Below are 22,514 nucleotides of genomic sequence, written 5' to 3' on the forward strand. Positions count from 1 at the left end.
TCACCGTTTCCGCCGCTCCTCCTCCCAAGAGGCCAGAAGATAGCTGCGAATGAAAGGCGGCATCTGCTCGCTGACATCCTGCGGGCCGCGGGCGACGACCACGTCCTCCAGTTCGGAGCGCTCCTCTGCCGCCACGAAGGCGCGGATGCGCGCGGCGAGCTCCTCCGCCGCGAGCGGGCTGCGCAACTCCCGCATCAGGGCGATGCGCGGGCCGGCGAATACGCCTGTCCAGCCCGGCGCGATCTCGACATCGGCGGCATCGAGCCCGGTCTCCTCGCCGAGTTCGCGCAGCACGCTGCCCGCCAGGTCGACCGTGCCATCGGGACGCAGATCGCTGAGGTCCGGCGTGCCGGCGGCGAAATAGACCTTCCCGGCATTGGCGGTCCACGACGCCATGCGGCCGAGCAGGAACGCGCCGTCGGCCGCCCGCAGCGCCGCCATGGAGAAGGCGTTGCAGACGCTCTCGCCGGGCTCTCCCTCACCCGGGCAATCATGGCGCAGCCACCAGAGCAGCGAGGCGAAATCCGCCTCGCGGTAGCGGCCGGCCAGCACGCCATCCGTGACCGCGTGACGGGCCAGCACCAGGACGCGCCCGTTCCACAGAGCGGGATTCCTCGCCGATTGCGCGGCGAAGAAGGCGTCGACCTCGGCGCGGCGGCTCTCGGCATAGTCCCAGGCGCCGGGCTCAATGCGCATGTCGAGATCCGCCAGCGCCATCACCCGCGGGATGGCGTCCCCGCCGCTCACGCGGCACCTGCCGGGACGCGCGCCCGGACGGCGCCCTCACACATGCAGGACGCCCTCGGCGACCACCACGGCACCGCCGCCGATGGTGACTCGCGACAGCTCGCCGCCGGCGACGTCGAGGCCGAGCCGCACCACGCTGGAGCGGCCCATCTCGACGCCCTGGAGAATGTCATAGGCATGGAAGCCATCGGCGGGCTTGTCGCCGGCCATCAGCACCGCCGCCAGCGAGGCGGCGGCGGACCCGGTCGCCGGGTCCTCGTGGATGCCCATATTGGCACCGAACATGCGGGCGCGCAGGTCGCCCTCCCCTTCCTCGTCACGGCAGAACACATAGACCGAATCCGCCGTGCCGCCGAAGGCGCCGATCAGCCGCCCGGCGCTCGGGCTGATGCGCGCCAGCGCCGAGCGCGAGGCCAGCGGGATGCACACGAAGGGAACCCCCGCCGAGGCGATGACCGGACGGTAATCGTCGAAGCCGATATCCGAGCGGTCGAGCCCCAGCGCCTGGGCGCAGGCCTCGACGCTGGGCGCCTCCTCCTCCAGGATCTCCGGCAGGCGGGGCACGGTGAAGGTGGCGCTGCCGGCACGCGGGCCGCGCAGGCTGACATGGCACGGCACCGGGCCGGCGCCTTCCTCCAGCACGAAATCCGCCGAGAGCTCGACCTCGTCGCGCAGCGCGAGCAGCACGGCGGTGCCGACCGTCGGGTGGCCGGCAAAAGGCAACTCGTGATTGGTGGTGAAGATGCGCAGCCGCGCGCGATGGTCCCCATCGGTCGGCGGCAACACGAACACCGTCTCCGACAGGTTGAACTCGCGGGCCAGCGCCTGCATCTGGTTGCCGTCGAGACCCTCGGCGTCGAGGACGACGGCGAGCGGGTTGCCCGAGAGGGCGCGGTCGGTGAAGACATCAAGCACGACGTAACGGCGGACCATGGCCTTACAGCTTCTCCGGGGTGAAAACGCGCGAAGGGGTCACGAACTCGTCCTGGGCGGCGACGGTGAGGATCTCCCGCGAGCCGGCCGCCGCCGTGCGGGCGAGCAGACCATAGGCCGAGGACGCCGCCTTGCCGAGCGCCTCCGCCGTCGAATGGCTTGCCTTCCAGTGCACGAAGAACAGCGCGGCGATGGCGTCGCCGGCGCCGTTGACGGCAATGCCGAGCCTGGGCGTGCGCACGCGGTAGCAGCCGTCCGGGCCCGAGGCGAGCATGTCGATGGAATCGGCGGGCGTGTCCTCGGTATGCAGGCTGGTGACGAGGATGACGCGCGGGCCGGTGGCGTGCACCGCCGCGCAGGCGAGCCGCGCCTCCTCGAGCGTCGTGGTGGAACGACCGGCGAGGAAATCGAGCTCGAACTGATTCGGGGTGATGATGTCGGCGGCCGGCACCGCGCGGTCGCGCATGAACTCGGGAATCCCCGGCCGCACATAGACGCCGGTGTCGGTATCGCCCATCACCGGGTCGCAGCAATAATGCGCGGCGCTGTTGGCCGCCTTCACCCGGGCGACGGCATCGAGGATGGCGTCGCCGATCTGCGCCGACCCCATATAGCCGGACAGCACGCCGTCGCAGCGCGGCAGCGCGCCGAGATCGGCGATGCCGTCGACGAGATCCTGGATGTGAGAGGCGCCGAACACCTCGCCGCGCCAGGCGCCATAGCCGGTGTGGTTGGAGAACTGCACGGTCTGCAGGCCCCAGACCTCATGGCCGAGCCTTTGCATCGGGAACATGGCCGATGCGTTGCCCACATGCCCGTAGGCAACCCACGACTGTATGGAAAGGATATTCATCTGCACGCGCCCCGGCCTTGCGAAGAACGATCCGCGCATACCGCCGGCGATGCAAGGGCACAAACGAAATTAAATGTGCCGATCCATAATGTTGGCGTTCGGCGTGTCGCATGCGATACGCTTGCGGCTGCCAATGTGCGGCGCGGTGCGACCCGCCGCCCCCTCACCCGTCCCCCCGCAAAGAGACCGTGCAAGAATTCATGACCGTGATGCTTTCCGCCTGCGCCCTCGCCGCCGCCGTCCGTTCCGGGGACCTCACCCCGGCCGAGGTCGCGGCACGCTGCGCGGCGGCGATCAACGCGCGGGAAAAGGAGATCCGCGCCTTCACCGCCCTGAATCTGGAGGCGATGCAGGCCGGCGCGCAGCGCGCCGGGCTCGCGGCGACGCCGCTCGCCGGCCTGCCGGTGGGCGTCAAGGACGTCTATGACACGGTGGATTTTCCCACCACCTACGGATCGCGGATCTACGCGCATCACCGACCGGCCGCCGATGCGGCGGTGGTGCGGATGATCGCCCGCGCCGGCGGTCTCGTGCCCGGCAAGACCACCACCACCGAATTCGCCTTCACCGCCCCGGCGACGACGCGCAACCCGCACCGCACTGGCCACACGCCGGGCGGCTCCTCCTCCGGCTCGGCGGCGGCGGTGGCGGCCGGCATGCTGCCGCTCGCCATCGGCTCGCAGACCGCCGGCTCGGTCATCCGCCCCGCCTCGTTCTGCGGCGTCACCGGCTTCAAGCCATCCTTCAAGCTGATCCCGATGCTGGGCAGCCGGACCTTCTCCTGGTCGCTCGACACGCTCGGCCTGTTCGCCGCCGGGGTGGAGGACGTCGCCTTCGGCGCCAGCGCCATCACCGGGCGCCCGCTGACCGTCGACCCGACCGCGCGGCTGCCGCGCCTCGCGGTGATCCGCACCCCGCGCGCCAGCTCCGCCAGCCCCGACGCCGACGCGGCGCTCACCACCGCGGCGCGCGCCGCCGAGAAGGGCCGCGCCACGGTGCGCGAGATCACGCTGCCGCCGGAGGTGGAGAGCGCCGACGACGCCCATGCCATCGTGCAGGGCTACGAGGCCGCGCTCGCGCTGGCCGACGAGTGGGACCGCCATCGCGGCCAGCTGTCGCCGCAGCTCGTCGCCTATCTGGAGCAGGCGACGACGGTGACGCCCGAGGCCTATGACGCGGCGCGGCGCGTGACGCGGCTGGCGCGCAACGCCTTCGCCGACCTCGTGGAGGGCTTCGACGCCGTGCTCACCTATTCGGCGCCGGGCGAGGCGCCGGAAGGGCTCGCCTCCACCGGCTCCTCGATCTTCAACCGGCTGTGGACGCTGCTCGGCGCGCCCTGCGTCAATGTCGCCGGGCTGACCGGCGCCAGCGGCCTGCCGATCGGCGTGCAGATCGTCGGCCGCTTCGGCCGCGACCGCGCCGCCCTCACCGCCGCCGCCTTCGTCGAGAAGGCGATCCGCGCGGCGTGAGCCGGCTCAGCTACCGCCGGCCCTATCGCCGATGACGCGCCACAGGCGGTCCTTGAGGCCGACGAGAGGCGGCGGGGCGATGAGGAGGGCCGGCCCCTCCGCCCGGGTGCCGCGAACGGCCAGCCGGCCGACATGGATCTCGCCATCGCTCCGGTAGCGCTCGCCGCCGGCGCTACCGAACAGCGTCGGACCGAGGCCGGTGACCTGATAGATCGCGGCCAGCGCGCGGGCGTCGTCGAGGTCGGCGATCAGCCGGTCGCGCGCGGCATCGATGTCGGGATCGAGCCGGCGGGTGGCGCTACCGGGCGGATCGGGGCGATCCGCGGTCGCGGCGCCGAGCCAGACCGGCCGGCGTTCGGCGCCGATGTCCAGCACCTTCCACAACAGCACGCGGTCGCGGCGGCCGGTTTCGGCCTGCTCGCCCGTCTCGAAGGCGAGGTCCGGCAGGCGGCCGGCATAGACCAGCCGCGCCGTCGCCGGATCGCCGGCCTGCCAGCCGGCAGCGGCCATGGCGTGCAGGATCTCCTCGCGCGTGCCGACGAGGCCGACATCGATCGGGTCGCCGGGCCGGCCCTGCAGGGTCGAGGCGACCCTCGGCAGCGGCCTCAGGCCCGGCTGCTCGCCGTGATGCGTCCACAGCCGCGGCGCCATCGCATAGGCAAGCGCCAGCCAGGCGAGGAAGGCGAGCAGCGCCCAGTGCCAGACGCGACGCGCCGGCCCACCCGGAGTGGCCATGCCCGCCCCTACTCCGCCGCCACCGACTTGTGGCTGGCCGGATCGTAATTGAGCACCGGCGCCAGCCAGCGCTCGGTCTCCTCGACGCTCATCCCCTTGCGGGCGGCATAGTCCTCGACCTGGTCGCGCTCGATGCGGCCGACACCGAAATAGGACGCCTCGGGATGGGCGAGGTAGAGCCCCGACACCGCGGCGCCCGGCCACATGGCGAAGCTCTCGGTGAGCTCGACCCCGATGGAGGGCGTGGCGTCGAGCAGCTTGAACAGCGTCGCCTTCTCGGTGTGATCGGGCTGGGCGGGGTAGCCCGGCGCCGGGCGGATGCCGCGATAGGCCTCCTTGATCAGCGCCTCGTTGTCGAGCGCCTCGTCGGGGGCATAGGCCCAGAACTCGCGGCGCACCCGCTCATGCATGCGCTCGGCGAAGGCCTCGGCGAGGCGGTCGGCCAGCGCCTTCAGGAGGATCGAGGAATAATCGTCATTGGCCTTCTTGAAGGCCTCCGAACGCTCATGCTCGCCGAAACCGGTGGTGACGCAGAAGCCGCCGACATAATCCGCCACGCCGCTGCCCTCGGGGGCGACGAAATCGGCCAGCGCCAGATTGTGCCGGCCCTCGCGCTTGCCCATCTGCTGGCGCAGCGTGTGCAGGGTGGCGAGCGGAGCGTTGCGGGTATCGCCGGCATAGAGCTCGATGTCGTCGCCGACCGTGTTGGCCGGCCAGAAGCCGATCACCGCGCGGGCGGTGAGCCACTTCTCCGCGACGATCCTCGCCAGCATCTTCTGCGCGTCGTCATAGAGCGCACGGGCGGCGACGCCGACCTTGGGATCGTCGAGGATGGCGGGGTAGTGGCCGGTGAGCTCCCAGGACTGGAAGAACGGCGTCCAGTCGATATAGGGCACCAGCTCGGCGAGATCGTAGCTCTCGAACACCCGCGTGCCGAGGAAGGTCGGCACCGGCGGTTCATAGCCGGCAAAGTCCAGGGCGAGCCGGTTGGCCCGCGCATCCTCCAGCTTCACCCGCACCTTGTTGCGATCGCTCTTCGCGTGCGCGTCGGCAAGCTTGGCGTATTCGGCGCGGATGTTCGCCGCATAGTCCGAGCGGGTATTGTCGTTGAGCAGGTTCGACACCACGCCCACTGCGCGCGAGGCATCGGTGACATAGACCGCCGGGCCGCGCAGATATTGCGGGGCGATCTTCACCGCCGTGTGGACGCGCGAGGTGGTGGCGCCGCCAATCAGCAGCGGCAGGTCGAAGCCCTCGCGCTCCATCTCGGCGGCGACATGCACCATCTCGTCCAGCGACGGGGTGATGAGGCCGGACAGGCCGATGACATCGACCTTCTCGGCGCGGGCGACTTCGAGGATCTTGGCGGTCGGCACCATCACCCCGAGGTCGATGACCTGGTAATTGTTGCACTGGAGCACGACGCCGACGATGTTCTTGCCGATGTCGTGCACGTCGCCCTTCACGGTGGCCATCAGGATCTTGCCGGCGGCGGGAGCGTCGGTAAGGCCCATCTCCTGCTTCTCCTGCTCCATGAAGGGCATGAGATAGGCCACCGCCTGCTTCATCACGCGGGCGGACTTCACCACCTGCGGCAGGAACATCTTGCCGGCACCGAACAGGTCGCCGACCACGTTCATGCCGGCCATCAGCGGGCCTTCGATGACATGCAGCGGCCGGGCGGCGGCGGCGCGGGCCTCCTCGGTGTCGGCCTCGACGAATTCGGTGATGCCGTTGACCAGCGCGTGCTCCAGCCGCTTCTCCACCGGCCAGGTGCGCCAGGTGAGGTCGGCCTCCTTCTTCTCGCGCCCACCGCCCTTGAAGCGCTCGGCAATGGCGAGCAGCCGCTCGGTGGCGTCGTCGCGGCGGTTGAGAACGACGTCCTCGCAGGCCTCGCGCAGCTCCGGCTCGATCTCGCTATAGGGTGCGAGCTGGCCGGCATTGACGATGCCCATGTCCATGCCCGCCGCGATGGCGTGATAGAGGAACACCGCGTGCATCGCCTCGCGCACCGGCTCGTTGCCGCGGAACGAGAAGGAGAGGTTCGACACGCCGCCGGACACATGGGCGTGCGGCAGGTTCTGGCGGATCCAGCGGGTGGCCTCGATGAAGGCGACGCCATAGCCGGCATGCTCCTCGATGCCGGTGGCCACCGCGAAGATGTTGGGATCGAAGATGATGTCCTCGGGCGGGAAGCCGACTTCCTCGACGAGGATACGGTAGGCGCGGGCGCAGATTTGCGTCTTGCGCTCGAAGGTGTCGGCCTGGCCCTGCTCATCGAAGGCCATGACGACGACGGCGGCGCCATAGGCGCGCACCAGTCGGGCGTGATGGCGGAAGGCTTCCTCGCCCTCCTTCATCGAGATCGAGTTCACGATCCCCTTGCCCTGGATGCACTTCAGGCCGGCCTCGATGACGCTCCACTTCGAGGAGTCCACCATGATCGGCACGCGGGCGATGTCCGGCTCGGCGGCGAGCAGGTTGAGGAACGTCACCATCGCCTTCTCAGAGTCGAGCAGGCCCTCGTCCATGTTGACGTCGAGCACCTGGGCGCCGTTCTCCACCTGGTCGCGCGCCACCGCCAGCGCGGCGGGGTAGTCGCCATTGGTGATGAGCTTCCGGAAGCGCGCCGAGCCGGTGACGTTGGTGCGCTCGCCGATGTTCACGAAGGTGGCGACGGGTGCGGTCATGACGCCTGCTCTCGATGCGGGGTGACGGAAGGACGGTGGAGACGGACGCGGGTGGCGGTTCTCATGCCTGCATCTCGAACGGTTCGAGGCCGGACAGGCGCAGCCGCGGCGCGATCTCCGGGAATTCGCGCGGGGCATGCGGGGCGACGGCGCGGGCGATGGCGCCGATATGGTCCGGCGTGGTGCCGCAGCAGCCGCCGACGATGTTGACGAGGCCGGAGGCGGCGAACTCGCCGACCAGCTTCGCCATCGCCTCCGGGCTCTCGTCATAGAGGCCGAACTCGTTGGGCAAGCCGGCATTGGGATAGGCGCAGACGAAGGTGTCGGCGAGGCGCGAGAGCTCGTCGATATGGCCGCGCATCTCCTTGGCGCCGAGCGCGCAGTTGAGCCCGATCGAGAAGGGCTGGGCGTGGCGCAGCGAGTTCCAGAACGCCGCCGGGGTCTGGCCGGACAACGTGCGGCCGGACAGATCGGTGATGGTGCCGGAGATCATCACCGGCACGCGGATGGAGCGCGCCTCGAACAGCCGCTCGATGGCGAACACCGCCGCCTTGGCGTTCAGCGTGTCGAAGATGGTCTCGATGAGCAGGAGGTCCGAGCCGCCGTCGATCAGCGCGCCGGCCTGCTCGCCATAGGCGGTGGCCAGCTCGTCGAAGGAGATGGCGCGGAAGCCGGGGTCGTTGACATCAGGCGAGATCGAGGCGGTGCGGTTGGTCGGCCCGATGGCGCCGGCGACGAAGCGGCGGCGGCCGTCCTTCGCCTCGGCCAGCTTCGCCGCCTCCTTCGCCAGTCTGGCGCCCTCGAAATTCAGCTCGTAGACGAGGCTTTCCATGCCGTAATCGGCCATGGCGATGGTGGTGCCGGAGAAGGTGTTGGTCTCGACGATATCCGCCCCGGCCATGAAATAGGCGAGGTGGATGTCGCGCACCGCGTCCGGCCGGGTGAGGTTCAGGAGGTCGTTATTGCCCTTGAGGTCGCGGTGCCACGCCTTGAAGCGCTCGCCGCGATAGCCGGCCTCGTCCAGCTTCAATTGCTGGATCATCGTGCCCATGGCGCCGTCGAGCACGAGAATGCGCTCGCGGGCGGCGGCACGCAGGGCGGCGAGGGTGTCGGTCGGCTGGGTCATGGAGCGGCTCCTACTCCCTCTCCCCGTCGGGGAGAGGGCTGGGGTGAGGGGCATCCACGCGCAAAGATTCCAAAATCCGCGCGAGAACGCCCTCGATATTGTCGTTCACGTCGTTATTCCAGAAACGGATGACCAGATAGCCATTGGCCTCGATCATCCGGGTTCGTTCGGCATCGGTCTCGACGCTGTGCTGGCCGCCGTCAAGTTCGACAATCAGTTTGGCGGCGGCACACAGAGGAAGTCGACGACAAAACATCCGACCGGCTCTTGTCGGCGGAACTTCCAGCCGTCGAGCTGGCGATTTCGGAGTCGTGACCACAGGAGCTGTTCAACATCCGTGTGATCACGGCGAAGGCGACGGGCTCGTGCGATCGGGTTGCTCATCACCTTCTCCCGTCGCTCCCCCTCACCCGCCGCTGCGCGGCGACCTCTCCCCCTCGGGGAGAGGTCAAGGCGCCGCTTTGACTTTCTCCATCCGAACGAACGAGCCCCTCCCCCTTCAGGGAGAGGTGAAGTCCGCGCGCCTGCCATGCACACACAACATCCCTGCCCGGGCGCGACCGGCTCCCTCTCCCCGTCGGGGTGAGGGGGAGCGCCGGCGGATCGGCTCTTCGCTCACGCCGCCGCCTGGCCGTTGCCCTGCCCGGCTGCCGCGCCCTGCGGCGGGCGCAGGCCCAGCAGGTGGCAGATGGCGTAGACGAGGTCGGCGCGGTTCAGCGTGTAGAAATGGAACTCCGTCACCCCGCGGTCGACGAGATCGAACACCTGCTCGGCCGCCACCGCGGCGGCGATCAGCTTGCGGGTCTCCGGGTCGTCGTCGAGCCCCTCGAAGCGGCCGGCGAGCCAGGCCGGCATGTAGCAGCCGGTCTTCTCGGCGAAATTGTTCGCCTGCTTGAAGTTCGATACCGGCAGGATGCCCGGCACCACGGGGACATCGATCCCCCGCGCGCGCACCCTGTCGAGGTAGCGGAAATACAGGTCGTTGTCGAAGAAGCACTGGGTGATCGCCCGCGTGGCGCCGGCGTCGACCTTGGCCTCGAGGATGTCGAGATCGGCGTCGAAGGACGGGCTTTCGGGGTGCTTCTCGGGATAGGCCGAGACCGACACCTCGAAATTGGCGGCCCGGCGCAGGCCGGCGACCAGATCCGCCGAGGTCTTGTAGCCCTCCGGGTGCGGCTCATAGGCCTGACCGACGCCGCCCGGCGGATCGCCACGCAGCGCCACGATGTGGCGCACGCCGGCATCCCAATAGCCGCGCACCACCTCGTCCACCTCGCCCTTCGAGGCGGCGACGCAGGTGAGATGCGCCGCCGGAGCGAGGCGGGTCTCCTTCACGATGCGCTCCACCGTGGCATGGGTGCGCTCGCGGGTGGAGCCGCCGGCACCATAGGTCACCGAGACGAATTTCGGCGCCAGCGGCGCCAGACGGGTGATGGAGTTCCACAGCGTGGCCTCCATCTCCGGCGTCTTGGGCGGGAAGAACTCGAACGACACCGAAATCGGCCGCCCGCCGGGGCGGCGGCTGCGGCGCTCGACATCCGACGACATCAGGCGACCTCCTTGTGCTTTTGGGCGGGCTGCGTCGCGCGCGGATCGCGGGCCAGCCAGAGAGAAACGGTGAGCTTGCCGTCGGCCTGCGGCGCCAACGGGCGATGCGATTGCGGCACCAGGCCGGCCTGCGCCAGCCAGTGCTCGACGACCTCGGGCGCGAAGCCGAGGCGGCGATGGGCGTGCGCCTCGCGCAGGAATTCCAGATCGTGCGGGGCGAAGTCCACCACCAGCAGATGCCCGCCGGGCTTCAGCACCCGCGCGGCCTCCTTCAGCGCCCGCGGCGCGTCCTCGAGGAAATGCAGCACCTGATGCACGATCACCACGTCGAAGGCGTCGCGGGGAAGCGCAAGATTGTAGATATCCCCCTGGCGCACCGAGCAGTTTTTCGCGCCGGCACGTTCCAGATTGGCGCGGGCGACCGCGAGCATGTCGGCCGACAGATCGATGCCCACGCCGCGATCGATGCGCGGGGCGAACAGTTCGAGGATGCGGCCGGTGCCGGTGCCGAGATCGAGCAGGGCGTCGATCCCGACGCCGGCCAGCGCCTCGACGATGGCCTGCTCGACCTGGTCGTCGGGGGCGTGCAGGCGGCGCAATGCGTCCCATTCATGGGCATGGGCGCGAAAGTAAGCCTGTGCCTGCGCGGCGCGGGCGGCGCGCACCGCCTCCAGCCGCTCGTGATCGCGCAGCAGGATGTCGTCGTCCGGTGCCATCAGGGCGAGCAGCGCGTCGGTGAGCGCGGCGGCGAGGGTATCGGTGGCGCGGCGGTAGAACACCCAGCTCGCCTCGCGGAAACGCTCCACCAGCCCCGCCTCGGCGAGAAGCTTGAGATGGCGCGAAATCCGGGGCTGCGACTGGCCGAGGATTTCGGTAAGCTCGGAGACCGTCAGCTCGCCCTCGCCCAGCAGGGCGAGCAGCCGCAGGCGCGTGTCCTCGCCGGCCGCCTTGAGGCCGTCGAGCAGGGACGCGAAGCTGAGCGACGAGGTCGGCATGACGCCTCCAACGAGATATAAAGATATCTTTATGTCTTTTCGCCAGGGGATGCAAGCGGCGTCGTGGGGGAGCCGGCGGCCGGGTCGGCGTAGCGCTCGAACGGCGTCGGTCCGGCGTCGGCACAGGCCAGTGAGGTGTAGGATGAAGACGATTTCCCCGGCCGAGGCGACCGATCCGACCGATCAGGCCGATGCGGCCGAATTCGGCGTGCGCCCCGGCGAGGTGACGCGGCCCCTGCCCGCCTCCCCCGATGCCGGCGTGAACTTCATCGGCCGGCTGCGCACGCCCTGGACCCGCCGGAAGGACTGCCCGCGGAACGGGCGCGAATCGGACGCCGTCTGCACCGTCGAGCTCGACCCCGCCTTCGTGCCGGCGCTGGAGGGGCTGGAGGGCACCACGCATCTGTGGCTGCTCTACTGGATGGACCGTGCACCGCGCGAATTGCTGGTCCAGGTGCCCCGCACCTATGGAAGGGGACGCGGCACCTTCGCGCTGAGGAGCCCGGCCCGGCCCAACCCGATCGCCATGAGCGCAGTGCGGCTGCTGGGAATGGACGGCAACCGCCTCTCGGTGGTCGGGCTCGACTGCCTCGACGGCACGCCGCTGCTCGACATCAAGCCCTATTTCGCCTCGACCGACTGCCATCCCGACGCGGTGGTGGGATGGCACCGCGCTCTCGATATCGAGCGGCAAGCGGCCGATTCCGGCGACGGCCGTGCGAACAGCAACGACTTTTCAATCATTTCGAAACCATAATCCCTCACTCGACGACGGCGACATAGGTCAGGGTTACTGTTGCTTATATGCATCGCCCATGCGCTTCGTGCATGGCTGGGCCGTACAGCACCATTGATGACTTGATCTTGTCTTGAACCCGCCTTGTTCCTGCGTCATGTCGTCGTCGCAAAGGTTGTGGCATTCACTCCGGCAGGCTTGATGATGGTGGTTCGCCTAGGTTTCGCTCCCGCGGTCGCTCTGGCCCTTCTGACGTCGGTCGGTACGGCCGGCGCCCAGTATTATCCGGTCGAGACGACCGCGCAGCCGGCCGAGCCGGCTCCGGGCACCGCCGAGGTACCGGCGGCCATCGATCCCTACGGCACGTCGGGTTCGGCGTCGCAGGGTGGCGTCGCCCCGATCATGGCGCCGCCCGCCCAGGCGTCCACCGGCGCCGTGCAGCCGCCGGCCCCGGTCTCCGGCTATGCAAATGGCGGCACCCCGGCGGCCGGCTATCCCTCGCAGGGTTATTCCTCGCAGGCCGCCGCGCCGGCGCAGTCCGGCTATCCCACCGGTGCCTATTCCGGCCAGCAGCCCGCCGGCTATCCCTCGCAGGGCTATTCCTCGCAGGCCGCCGCGCCGGCGCAGTCGGGCTATCCCACCGGCGCCTATTCCGGCCAGCAGCCGGCCGGCTATCCGGCGCCGAGCTATTCCTCGCAGGCCAATCCCTATGGCGCGCCGCCGGCGCCGGTGCATGCCGCCGCCCCGGCGACCCGCCAGCCGGCCTATTCCGGCCAGCAGGAGCAGGTGACCGGCGCCAACGGCGCCTCCGTCGCCATGCTGCCGCCGGAAGACCAGCCGGAGCAGGGCCCGCCGAAGGAGCTGCCGGCCAACCTGAAGCGGCAGACGGTCGACTACACGACCACCCAGCCGCCGGGCACCATCGTCATCGATACGCCGAACACCTATCTCTATTACGTGCTGCCCGGCGGCAAGGCCGAGCGCTACGGCATCGGCGTCGGCCGCGACGGCTTCACCTGGGCCGGCACCGAGAAGATCTCCGCCAAGAAGGAATGGGCCGACTGGCGCCCGCCGGCGGAGATGATCGAGCGCCAGCCCTATTTGCCGCGCTTCATGGCCGGCGGCCCGGGCAACCCGCTCGGCGCGCGCACCATGTATCTCGGCGCCACCATCTACCGCATCCACGGCACCAACCAGCCGTCCACCATCGGCCAGTTCATGTCCTCGGGCTGCATCCGCATGCTCAACGAGGATGTCGAGAACCTGTATGAGCGGGTGAAGATCGGCACCAAGGTGGTGGTGCTGCCGGGCAACCCGGCGGCCAAGACCGCCGATGGCAGCGCCGCCATGCAGGCGACGCCGGTAAGCGCCTCCGCCCCCAACGTGGCGGTGCGCTGAACAGGCCAGCCGGCAACGGGGCGCCGAGCGCTCCGGGACAACGAGATGACACCGCCCGGACGAGGGATCGTCCGGGCGGTTTTCGTTTGTGGCGGCTTTCCCTCGCCCCTCCCGTCCGCCGGCGCACCGGAAAGGCCTTCACCGCCCCCACAGTTTCTGTGCCGGCACCCGCAGCTCGACGGGACTGCCGGCGACGAGCTCGCCCGGCCGTTCCACCCAGGCGACGAGGCCGCGCCGTCCCCGCGCCGCCGTCACGAAGGCGAGGTCGAGGCCGGTCCGGCCGGGATGATGCCGCGCCACCGCCGCGCCGGCATGGCGGCACGGCGCGTTCTCCCCTTCCACCGCCAGGCAGGCGCCGCCCGGGAAATGCAGCCTTGTGCCCGGCGGCAGGGCGGTGAGATCGGCGACACCCTCCAGCACCAGATTGGCGCCGAGCCAGGCCGGCTCCACCGCCGGCACCTCCAGCCGGCGGGCGATGAGGGCGAGCTCGTCCGGCGCCACCAGCGTCACCTGCCGCGCATTGCGGATCGGCGTGCCGCGCGGATACCACGGCACCCGCGAATCGGCGGGACGGTACAGACCGCGATGGCGATCGCCCGCCAGCCCCTCGAAATCGAGCGTCGCACGCTCCACCGGGCGGGTGATGAAATCGGCGCCGTCGGCGATCATCAGCTGCGACAGCCGCGCCGCGACCTTGCGCGCCGGCACCGAACCGTCGTCGAACAGCTTCAGGGTTTCGTTCATGCGGGCGCTCCCGTGAGGACGCCGGATCTTAACCCCGCCGCGCGACGGCGCCCGCAAAATCTGCCGGCGTCAGAGGCCGCCGGCAGCCTGCCGGCGCTCCTGCGGGCGCCCGCCGGGAAGGGCGAGGCCGTAGCGGCCGCCGAGCGCCGCGAGATCGGCGGCGACGTCCGCCGACAGGGCGATGCCGGCCTCGCCGCGGGCCTCGGCGCCGCGCGCCTCCATCTCGCCGGGCAGAAAGATCGGGCCGCCATCCACCGAGGGCATCGCCTTGATGCCGGCGATCACGCTGTCGACCCGCTCGCGGAAGATGTCGAGCGGCATGAAGCGCGCGACGTCGATGGCGACGAACAGGTGCCCGGTCCGCGACGGGCCGGCGACATCGCTGATGTTGCGCACCTCGCCGGTGAGGCCGGTGCCGGTGAGCACGCCGGTCAGCAGATCGATGATCAGCGACAACCCCGCCCCCTTCGGGCCGCCGATCGGCGCCAGGCTGCCCTTCATCGCCGCGCGGGCGTCCTGCGTCGGGTTGCCGTCGGCATCGACGGCCCAGCCGGCGGGGATCTGCGCGCCGCTCCTCGCCGCCAGCCGGATCTTGCCGCGGGCGACGATGGAGGTCGACATGTCCAGTATGATCGGCCGGTGCCGCCCGGCCGGCACGCCGAAGGCGATGGGATTGGTGCCGACCAGCGGGATGCGGGCATTGTAGGGCGTCATCGCCGGCGAGGAATTGGTGAGCACCATGCCGACCATGCCGGCCTTCACCGCCTGCTCGGCGAAATAGGCGGCGACGCCGAAATGATTGGAATTGGCGACGCCGACCACGCCGGCGCCGGTCTCCCGGGCCTTGGCGACGGCCAGCTCCATCGCCCGCAGGCCGGCGAGCTGGCCGAAGCCGTTGCCGGCATCGAGCAGGACGCTGGCGGGGGCCTCGGAGACCACAGCCATTTCCGGGTCGAGCGCCATCACGCCGGCCCGCACCCGGTCGAGATAGGAGGACAGCCGCGCCACGCCATGCGAGCCGACGCCGCGCAGATCGGCATAGATCAGCGTGTCGGCCACGCGGACCGCCGGCGCCTCGCGCATGCCGGCGGCCCGCAGCACGGCTTCGGCAAATCGGCGCAGTTCGCCGGCCTCGATGAGGATCTTGTCGGACATCGGAAGGTTCTCGCGAATGAAGGAGTTCAGGCGGAAGCCAGCGCCCGGCGATGGCGCCGGTAGGCCAGCAGGGGCGGCGCGCTGAGCGCGATGACGGCCAGCACGAGCAGGGTCAGCGAGATCGGCCGGGTGAGGAACACCGAGAGATCGCCCTGCGACATGGTCATGGCGCGGCGGAACTGCTGCTCGGCCAGCGGCCCGAGGATCATGCCGATGATCACCGGACTGGTGGGGAAGGCGTAGCGGCGCATGAAGAAGCCGGCGAGGCCGACCGCGTAGAGCAGCACCAGGTCGAACACCGAACGGCTGATGCCATAGGTGCCCACCGTGGCGAACAAAAGGATGCCGCCATAGAGATAGGGGGTCGGCACGCGCAGGATCTGCACCCACAGCCCGACCAGCGGCAGGTTCAGCACCAGCAGCATTACATTGCCGATGTACAGGCTGGCGATCAGCGTCCAGACGAGGTCGGCGTGACTGGTGAGCAGCTGCGGCCCGGGATTGATGCCGTAGCTCTGGAAGGCGGAGAGCATCACCGCCGCCGTCGCCGAGGTGGGGATGCCGAGGGTGAGCAGCGGCACGAAGACGCCGGCGCCGGCGGCGTTGTTGGCGGCCTCCGGCCCGGCGACGCCCTCGATGGCGCCGCGGCCGAACTCCTCGGGATGCTTCGACAGCTTCTTCTCGACGAAATAGGACAGGAAGGTCGGGATCTCGGCGCCGCCGGCCGGCATGGCGCCGAGGGGAAAGCCGATGAAGGCGCCGCGGATCCACGCCTTCCACGAGCGCGCCCAATCCTGCGCCGTCATCCACAGCGAGCCTTCCACCGGGGTGATCTCCTCGCGGGTGGAGCGGTGGCGGGCGGCGAGGTGCAGGGTCTCCCCGACCGCGAACAGGCCGACCACGACGATGATCACGTCGATGCCGTCGAGCAGGTCGAGCGAGCCGAAGGTGAAGCGGGGCTGGCCGGATTGCAGGTCGACGCCGACCAGGCCGAGCAGCAGGCCGAGGCCGAGGCTCGCCAGCCCGCGCAGCAGCGAATTGCCGAGCACGGCGGCGACGGTGACGAAGGACAGCACCATCAGCGCGAAATAATCGGCCGGCGCGAAGGCGAGCGCGACGCGCACCACCACCGGCGCCAGCAGGCTGAGGCACAGCACGCCGATGGTGCCGGCGACGAAGGAACCGATGGCCGCGGTGGCGAGCGCCGGGCCGCCGCGGCCGCGCCGCGCCATCTGGTTGCCTTCCAGCGCGATGACGATGGAAGCGCTCTCACCCGGCGTGTTGATCAGGATCGAGGTGGTGGAGCCGCCGAATTGCGAGCCGAAATAGATGCCGCCGAACACGATGAAGGCGGCGGCCGGATCGACCTGGAAGGTGAGCGGCAGCAGCAGGGCGATGGTCAGCGCCGGGCCGAGGCCCGGCAGCACGCCGATGAAGGTGCCGAGCGTGGTGCCGAACAGCGCCCATAGCAGGTTCATCGGCGACAGGGCGTTGGCGAAGCCGTCCAGAAGTCCCGAGAGGCTACCCATCAGAACAGATCCTCGATGAGGCCGCCGCCGATGCGCAGGTCGAGCATGCGCGCGAAGCCGTAATAGGTGGCGAAGGCGAGCACGAAGCCGATCAGCAGCGACAGCCACAGGCGGCGGGCGCCGAAGGCCCGCGCGGTGAAGGCGAACATCAGCGTCGAGGCGACGATGAAGCCGGCGGCCTTGATCAGCAGGACGTTGACGAGCATGCCGGCGGCGAGGATCGCCAGCGGCACGAGGTCGAGCGGCGGCGCCTCGGGATCGGTCGCCTCGCACTCCCACGGCGTGCGCCAGGCTTCCAACAGCAGCAGCAACCCGCAGGACAGCAGCACCAGCCCGACGGCGACGGGGAAGGAACGCGCCCCGACCACCGCGCCGGCGGCATCCGGCGGGATGGTCAGCGCCACCAGCACGGCGCCGCCGCCCAGCGCCGCGATGGCGGCGGAGACGGCGACCAGCTGCGCCCTGCCCAGCGACAGCGCGCTCATTTGGCGAGCCCGAGATCGGCGAGGACGCTGCGGGTCGCGGCGACGTCCTGCTCGAGATAGGCGGCGAACGCGGCACCCGGCAGGAACTGGTCGGACCAGCCGCGGGTGGCGAGTTGCTGCTTCCAGTCCTGCGTCTGCACCATCGCGGTGGCGAGCTCGATCAGCGCCGCGGTCTCCGCCTCCCGCAGGTTCGGCGCGCCGAACACGCCGCGCCAGTTGGAGATGGTGACGTCGACGCCCTGCTCCACCAGCGTCGGGATCTCGATGCTGGCCACCCGCGACGGGGCAGAGATGGCGAGGGCGCGCAGATTGCCGGCCTTGATCTGCTCGGCGAACTCGCCATAGCCGGAGATGCCGGCCGAGACCTGGTTGCCCAGCAGCGAGGCCATCGCCTCGCCGCCGCCGCCGGTGAAGGCGACATAGGAGAGGCCGGAGAGCGGCACGCCGGCCGCCTTGGCGATCAGGCAGGCGAAGATGTGATCGGTACCGCCCGGCGCCCCGCCGGCCCAGGTCACGGCCTTGGGGTCCTGCTTCAGCAGCGCCATGAACTCCGCGAGGGTCTTCACCGGCGAGGCGGCCGGCACCACCAGCACCTGATACTCGCCGGTGAGCCGGGCGACCGGCTTCAGCAGCCCGAGATTGACCGGCGTCTTGTTGGTGATGATGGCCCCGACCATGATCGCGCCGGCGATGAACAGCGCATTGGGATCGCCGTCATACTGGTTGATGAACTGCGGCAGGCCGATGGTGCCGCCGGCGCCGCCGACATTGGTGATGCGCGAGGAACGGACCAGGCCGTTCTTCTTCAGCACCTCGTCGATGACCCGGCCGGTGATGTCCCAGCCGCCGCCCGGCGCGCCGGGGATGAACAGGCTGACCGAGCCGAACGGCTTGGCGGCGGCGGGAAGGCCCAGTCCGGCCGTCGCGGCGGCGAGGCCGGCCGTGGCGGCAAGGAACGAACGACGATCGAGCATGGCATTTCCTCCTGGCGATTATGTTCTGGCCGTTGGCGCGGCCGGCGGCACGGTCAGACCGGGCATCCCTTCTGCCGCAGCAGGGCGTTGAAGCGCTCCCAGTCCGGCTCGCCGGTGCGGTTCTTCTCGATGATGGCGCTCTCGCGGGCGGCGTGCGCACGGCATTTGGCGAGCAGGCCCTCGGCCTCGGCGGCGGGCACGGCGACCACGCCGTCGAGATCGCACAGCATCAGGTCGCCGGGCATCACCGACAGGCCGGCGCAGGCGACCGGCACGTTGAGCTCGCCCGGCCCGTCCTTGCTCGGCCCGCGATGCACATTGCCGCGCGCGAAGGCGCCGACGCCGCCCTCCTTCCATTCCGCCACGTCGCGCAGCGCCCCGTCGAGCACGAAGGCGCGGATGCCGCGGGCCAGCGCGCTGGTGCGCATCAGCCCGCCGAGCACGGCGGTGGAGAGATCGCCGCCGCCGTCGATGACGATCACGTCGCCCGGCTGGGCGGTCATGATGGCGAGATGGATCATCAGATTGTCGCCGGGGCGCGAGCGCACGGTGACGGCGGGGCCGCAGATCGTGCCGGCCTGGGCGCCGTGATAGGCGATGAGCCCGCGCGCGCCGATGTGGCGGCCCATGCTGTCGCTGGCATGCGGCACCGGCACGCCCTCGAAGGCGGCGACGAGTTCCTTCGGCAAGGTGCAGACGCGCGGATTGACGGTGTAGCCGATGGGCCAGGGAGCGTTCGGCGTGGCGCGTGTCGCGGCGGCGAGGGGCGTGTTGGCGAGGGGCGTGTTCATGGGAATCCGCTTCACTGGGCTGGCTGCCGTTCGAGGACGGCGGGATTGACGAGAAGGCGCCGGTCGATCTTCCGGTCGATCAGCACATCGATGACATTGCGCGCCGCGCTCACCGCGACGGCATCGAGCGCGGCGTCGGTGCTGCCCCCCATGTGCGGGGTCAGCACCACATTGGGCAGGGCGAGGAAGGGGTGTCCCGCCGGCAGCGGCTCGTCCTCGAAAGTATCGAGCCCGGCGCCGGCCAGCCGGCCGGACGCCAGCGCCTCGACCAGCGCCGCCTCGTCGACGAGGCCGCCGCGCGCGGTGTTGACGAGGATGGCGCCCCGGCGCAGGCGGGCGATCTGGGCCGGCCCGATCAGATGGCGGGTTTCCGGCGTGAGCGGGCAGTGCAGCGAGACGAGATCGCTGGCGGCGAGCAGATCGTCCAGCGTGTCGGCCCATTCGACATCGTGCCGCGCGCGATCGGCGATGTGCGGGTCGTGGACGACGATCCGCATGCCGATGGCGCGCAGCATGACGGCGACGCGCCGGCTGATCGCCCCGAAGGCGACGAGGCCGGCGGTGCGGCCGGCAAGCTGCTGCCCGGCCTGCGCCCGATCCCAGCGCCCGGCGCGGATGCCGGCGTCGAGCACGGCGATGCGCCGCGCCGCCGCAAGGGCGAGGCCGACCGTCAGCTCCGCCACCGACTGCCCGTTGCCGGCATCGGCGACCAGCACCGGGATGCCCCGGCGGGTGGCGCTGGCGAGATCGACATTGTTGTAGCCGACGCCGTGGCGGGCGATCAGCCGCAAGGCGGGAGCCGCCTCGATGAGCTCGCCCGGAAGCGCCAGCGTGCGGGAGATGATCGCGTCATAGGGCACCGAGCGGACCGCTTCCGCCAGTTCCGCCGCGGTTTCGCCGGGCAGGAAGGACAGGCTGCAGCCGGCCTCCTCCAGCAGGGCGACCCCGGGCGGCGCCAGCGTCCTCGCCGTCATCAGAACCTTCAGGGTCATGGCGTTCCTCGACGTTTCCCGTTCTGACCCGACTTGACATCCGAAGAGACCGACCGTCCAATTCATAAAATTCCTCAAAAGATAGCCACGAGGAATGAATGGAACTGCGCGACCTGCATTACTTCGAGGTCATCGCCAGCATCGGGCATGTCGGCCGCGCGGCGGAAAAGCTGGGCCGCACCCAGCCGGCGCTGAGCAAGTCGATCCGCCGGCTGGAAGCGGAGGTCGGCACGCGGCTGGTGGTGAAATCCGGCCGCGGCGTGCAACTGACCGCCGCCGGCCGCATCATGCTGGAGCGCGCCCGCAGCCTGCGGATGTCGGTCGAGCAGAACTTGCGCGAGATGACGGACATCGCCCGCGGCGCCGTCGGCAATGTGCGGATCGGCGCCGGGGCGACGACGGCCGAATATCTGCTGCCGCAGGTGTGCCGGCGCCTGCTGCGCGAGGCGCCCGGCGTGAAGTTCGACATCAGCATCGGCATGAACGACGTGCTGCGCGCGGCGCTGTCCGACGGCAAGGTCGACGTGGTGGTCGGCCCGATCACCCAGGGCGACGAGGAGAGCTATGCGGTCCGGCGGATCGGCAGCGACGCGGTGGTGGTGGCGGTCGCCAAGGGCCATCCGCTGACGCGGCGAAAGGTCGGCATCGCCGATCTCGCCGGCTATGGCTGGGTGCTGCCGGCGCGCTCGGTGGTGACGCGGCAATGGATCGACGCCGCCTTCGCCTCACGCGACCTGCCGGAGCCGCGCGTCGACATCCAGACCAACAACATCTCGCTGTCGCCACGGCTGGTCGCCGCCACCGACCTGCTGACCTTCATCTCCCGCCGCAATCTCGGCCGCAGCCGGGTCGGCGAGCCGCTGGTGGAGATCAGGCTCGCCGAGACCACCATGCATCGCGAGGTCGGCATCGTGCGCATGCCGTCGAGCTATGTTCCGCCCGCCGTCGAGCGCTTCATGGAGGTGTTCGGCGAGGAAGCCTCCACCGCGCTCGCCGAGTCCTGGGGATGAGCTCCCGGGGGAGCCGGCCGATCAGCCGCCCGCCGCGGGACGGAACGAGGCGGCCAGCGCCTCGGTGGCGCGGGCGAGCAGGCCGACATCCACGCCGACGGCGGTGAACACCGAGCCCAGCTCCATGCAGCGCCGCGCCAGCGCCGCGTCGCCGGTGAGCACGCCCGCCGGCTTGCCGGCGGCGGCGATGCGGGCGATGGCGCCGGTCACCGCCTCCACCACCGCCGGATGGCCGAGCTCGCCGATGTGACCCATGCTGGCCGCGAGATCGCCGGGACCGACGAACACGCCGTCGACGCCCTCCACCGCGGCGATGGCCTCGATCTGCCCGAGCGCCTCCTCGGTCTCCACCTGCACCAGCAGGCAGATTTCCTGCGCCGCGCGCCGGCCATAGCCGGAAACGCGGCCGAACTGCGTCGCCCGCGTCAGCGCCGAGACGCCGCGTATCCCCTCCGGCGGGTAGCGGGTGGCGGCGACGGCGGCGCGCGCCTCCTCGGCGTTCTGCACATAGGGGATGAGCAGCGTCTGCACGCCGATGTCGAGATAGCGCTTGATCAGCACCGGATCGTTGCTGGCCGGGCGGACCACCGGCGCGACGGCATGCCCGGACAGCGCCTGCAGCTGGCCGAGCACGGTCAGCACGTCGGCGGGCGAGTGCTCGGTGTCGAGCAGCAGCCAGTCGAAGCCGGCGCCGGCGACCACCTCGATGCCGAAGGCGCTCGACAGGGTGCACCACAGCCCGAGCTGCTGGCGTCCCTCGCGGAGGGCGTGCTTGAAGTGGTTGCGCGGCAGGTCGACGGGGCGTGTCATGGCGTGTCTCAGGTGAAGGCGACGCTGATCGCGCCGACCGGGCCGTAATCGGCGGTGATGACGTCGCCGGCGGCGATGTCGACGGGCCGGGTGAAGGATCCGGCGAGCACGATCTGGCCCTTCTTCAGCCCCGTGCCGACGGCGGACAGCTTGTTCACCAGCCAGGCGATGCCCGCCGCCGGATGGCCCATGATGGCGGCGGAGACGCCGGATTCCTCGATGGTGCCGTTCTTGGTCAGCGTGGCGCCGACCCAGCGAATGTCGATGTCCATCGGGCGGATCACCCGGCCGCCGACGACGATGGCGGCGAAGGCGGCATTGTCGGCGATGGTGTCGACGATGGCACGTGGCACCTCGGTGCGGTAGTCGATGATCTCCAGCGCCGGCACCACATATTCGGTGGCGCGCATCACGTCGTAGATGCGGCAGCCCGGCCCTTCGAGATCCTCGCCCATGATGAAGGCGAGCTCGACCTCCAGCCGCGGCTTGATGAAGCGGCTGGCCGGAATCTGGGCGCCGTCGTTGAACAGCGCGTCGTCGAGGATGCGGCCATAATCCGGCTCGGTCATCTTCGAGGCCATCTGCATGGCGCGCGAGGTCAGCCCGATCTTGTGGCCGACCATGCGGGCGCCGGCGGCGAGGCGCGCCTGCGCCCACAAATCCTGCACCCGGTAGGCGTCCTCGATCTCCATCGCCGGGAAGGTGCGGCTCGGCTGCACGATCGGCCGGCCCTCGCGCTCGGCGCGCAGGATGTCCTCCGCCGCGCGGCGGCGTTCCTCTTCGGTGAGCATGGA

At 70.3% G+C, this 22,514-nt stretch carries 21 protein-coding genes and 2 pseudogenes; 4 read left to right on the forward strand and 19 right to left on the reverse strand.

The annotated features are described in order from the left end of the window. Genes KHC19_RS01015 through pdxY form a run of 3 tightly spaced genes read right to left on the reverse strand, consistent with a single transcriptional unit; the run spans position 1 to position 2,533 of the window. Complete coding sequence (locus KHC19_RS01015) at positions 1 to 747, reverse strand: NUDIX hydrolase (RefSeq protein WP_343207623.1); 747 nt, start codon at positions 745 to 747, stop codon at positions 1 to 3. 36 nt (positions 748 to 783) lie between these two features. After that, on the reverse strand, positions 784 to 1,680 hold the full coding sequence (locus KHC19_RS01020) for a PhzF family phenazine biosynthesis protein (protein ID WP_213350166.1): 897 nt from the start codon (positions 1,678 to 1,680) through the stop codon (positions 784 to 786). Between the two features lie 4 nt (positions 1,681 to 1,684). Beyond that, positions 1,685 to 2,533, reverse strand: a complete 849-nt coding sequence (gene pdxY / locus KHC19_RS01025) for a pyridoxal kinase PdxY (protein ID WP_213350167.1) — start codon at positions 2,531 to 2,533, stop codon at positions 1,685 to 1,687. 200 nt (positions 2,534 to 2,733) lie between these two features. Between pdxY and KHC19_RS01030 the strand changes: the two genes are divergently transcribed. Continuing rightward, positions 2,734 to 4,002: an amidase gene (locus tag KHC19_RS01030; protein WP_213350168.1), complete on the forward strand. Its 1,269-nt coding sequence runs from the start codon at positions 2,734 to 2,736 to the stop codon at positions 4,000 to 4,002. A gap of 6 nt (positions 4,003 to 4,008) precedes the next feature. Here KHC19_RS01030 and KHC19_RS01035 read toward each other — a convergent pair whose 3' ends face one another. The 7 genes and pseudogenes from KHC19_RS01035 to KHC19_RS01055 form a co-directional block, all read right to left on the reverse strand. Next, the gene (locus KHC19_RS01035; RefSeq protein ID WP_213350169.1) at positions 4,009 to 4,737 is read right to left on the reverse strand and encodes an LssY C-terminal domain-containing protein; all 729 of its coding nucleotides are present in this window, start codon (positions 4,735 to 4,737) and stop codon (positions 4,009 to 4,011) included. Positions 4,738 to 4,745: 8 nt separating this feature from the next. Beyond that, positions 4,746 to 7,409, reverse strand: a pseudogene (metH, locus tag KHC19_RS01040) (methionine synthase); the annotation flags it as partial. Positions 7,410 to 7,499: 90 nt separating this feature from the next. Continuing rightward, a pseudogene (locus tag KHC19_RS26415) lies at positions 7,500 to 8,553 on the reverse strand (homocysteine S-methyltransferase family protein); the annotation flags it as partial. A 10-nt stretch (positions 8,554 to 8,563) separates the two neighbouring features. Further along, positions 8,564 to 8,809, reverse strand: a complete 246-nt coding sequence (locus KHC19_RS01045; RefSeq protein ID WP_343207624.1) for an endonuclease domain-containing protein — start codon at positions 8,807 to 8,809, stop codon at positions 8,564 to 8,566. After that, positions 8,767 to 9,084, reverse strand: coding sequence for an endonuclease domain-containing protein (locus KHC19_RS26275; protein WP_343207625.1), 318 nt, complete (start codon positions 9,082 to 9,084; stop codon positions 8,767 to 8,769). The genes KHC19_RS01045 and KHC19_RS26275 overlap by 43 nt, the downstream gene beginning before the upstream one ends. A gap of 84 nt (positions 9,085 to 9,168) precedes the next feature. Further along, positions 9,169 to 10,101 (reverse strand): methylenetetrahydrofolate reductase [NAD(P)H], encoded by a 933-nt coding sequence (gene metF, locus KHC19_RS01050; RefSeq protein ID WP_213350170.1) that lies wholly within the window; start codon positions 10,099 to 10,101, stop codon positions 9,169 to 9,171. After that, positions 10,101 to 11,096, reverse strand: a complete 996-nt coding sequence (locus KHC19_RS01055) for an ArsR/SmtB family transcription factor (protein ID WP_213350171.1) — start codon at positions 11,094 to 11,096, stop codon at positions 10,101 to 10,103. Before KHC19_RS01055 ends, metF begins: the two co-directional genes overlap by 1 nt. A gap of 142 nt (positions 11,097 to 11,238) precedes the next feature. Between KHC19_RS01055 and tsaA the strand changes: the two genes are divergently transcribed. Together tsaA and KHC19_RS01065 are read left to right on the forward strand one after the other, a co-directional pair. Then, positions 11,239 to 11,853, forward strand: a complete 615-nt coding sequence (tsaA, locus tag KHC19_RS01060) for a tRNA (N6-threonylcarbamoyladenosine(37)-N6)-methyltransferase TrmO (protein ID WP_213350172.1) — start codon at positions 11,239 to 11,241, stop codon at positions 11,851 to 11,853. Positions 11,854 to 12,033: 180 nt separating this feature from the next. After that, a complete protein-coding gene (locus KHC19_RS01065; protein WP_213350173.1) occupies positions 12,034 to 13,230 on the forward strand; it encodes a L,D-transpeptidase family protein in 1,197 nt (398 codons plus the stop codon). Between the two features lie 138 nt (positions 13,231 to 13,368). Here KHC19_RS01065 and KHC19_RS01070 read toward each other — a convergent pair whose 3' ends face one another. From KHC19_RS01070 to KHC19_RS01100, 7 genes are all read right to left on the reverse strand, one after another. Beyond that, entirely contained in the window at positions 13,369 to 13,974 is a 606-nt protein-coding gene (locus KHC19_RS01070; RefSeq protein ID WP_213350174.1) for an MOSC domain-containing protein, read from the reverse strand. 69 nt (positions 13,975 to 14,043) lie between these two features. Next, on the reverse strand, positions 14,044 to 15,129 hold the full coding sequence (locus KHC19_RS01075; protein ID WP_213350175.1) for an Ldh family oxidoreductase: 1,086 nt from the start codon (positions 15,127 to 15,129) through the stop codon (positions 14,044 to 14,046). 26 nt (positions 15,130 to 15,155) lie between these two features. Continuing rightward, a complete protein-coding gene (locus KHC19_RS01080) occupies positions 15,156 to 16,658 on the reverse strand; it encodes a tripartite tricarboxylate transporter permease (protein ID WP_213350176.1) in 1,503 nt (500 codons plus the stop codon). Beyond that, entirely contained in the window at positions 16,658 to 17,143 is a 486-nt protein-coding gene (locus KHC19_RS01085; protein WP_213350177.1) for a tripartite tricarboxylate transporter TctB family protein, read from the reverse strand. The genes KHC19_RS01080 and KHC19_RS01085 overlap by 1 nt, the downstream gene beginning before the upstream one ends. Then, entirely contained in the window at positions 17,140 to 18,117 is a 978-nt protein-coding gene (locus tag KHC19_RS01090; RefSeq protein ID WP_213350178.1) for a Bug family tripartite tricarboxylate transporter substrate binding protein, read from the reverse strand. The genes KHC19_RS01085 and KHC19_RS01090 overlap by 4 nt, the downstream gene beginning before the upstream one ends. Positions 18,118 to 18,170: 53 nt before the next feature. After that, positions 18,171 to 18,908 carry an RraA family protein gene (locus KHC19_RS01095; RefSeq protein ID WP_213350179.1) on the reverse strand — a complete coding sequence of 246 codons (738 nt, stop codon included), beginning with the start codon at positions 18,906 to 18,908 and terminating at the stop codon, positions 18,171 to 18,173. Between the two features lie 11 nt (positions 18,909 to 18,919). After that, positions 18,920 to 19,900 (reverse strand): hydroxyacid dehydrogenase, encoded by a 981-nt coding sequence (locus tag KHC19_RS01100; RefSeq protein ID WP_213350180.1) that lies wholly within the window; start codon positions 19,898 to 19,900, stop codon positions 18,920 to 18,922. A gap of 98 nt (positions 19,901 to 19,998) precedes the next feature. Between KHC19_RS01100 and KHC19_RS01105 the strand changes: the two genes are divergently transcribed. Next, positions 19,999 to 20,910, forward strand: coding sequence for a LysR family transcriptional regulator (locus KHC19_RS01105; RefSeq protein ID WP_213350181.1), 912 nt, complete (start codon positions 19,999 to 20,001; stop codon positions 20,908 to 20,910). A 21-nt stretch (positions 20,911 to 20,931) separates the two neighbouring features. On the opposite strand, the gene hpaI is transcribed toward KHC19_RS01105, so the two are convergent. Both hpaI and hpaH read right to left on the reverse strand, forming a co-directional pair. Then, positions 20,932 to 21,720: a 4-hydroxy-2-oxoheptanedioate aldolase gene (gene hpaI / locus KHC19_RS01110; RefSeq protein WP_213350182.1), complete on the reverse strand. Its 789-nt coding sequence runs from the start codon at positions 21,718 to 21,720 to the stop codon at positions 20,932 to 20,934. An 8-nt stretch (positions 21,721 to 21,728) separates the two neighbouring features. Then, positions 21,729 to 22,511: a 2-oxo-hept-4-ene-1,7-dioate hydratase gene (gene hpaH / locus KHC19_RS01115; protein ID WP_213350183.1), complete on the reverse strand. Its 783-nt coding sequence runs from the start codon at positions 22,509 to 22,511 to the stop codon at positions 21,729 to 21,731. Positions 22,512 to 22,514: the final 3 nt, after the last annotated feature.

Source organism: Ancylobacter oerskovii (genome assembly GCF_018390555.1).
GTDB lineage: Bacteria > Pseudomonadota > Alphaproteobacteria > Rhizobiales > Xanthobacteraceae > Ancylobacter > Ancylobacter oerskovii.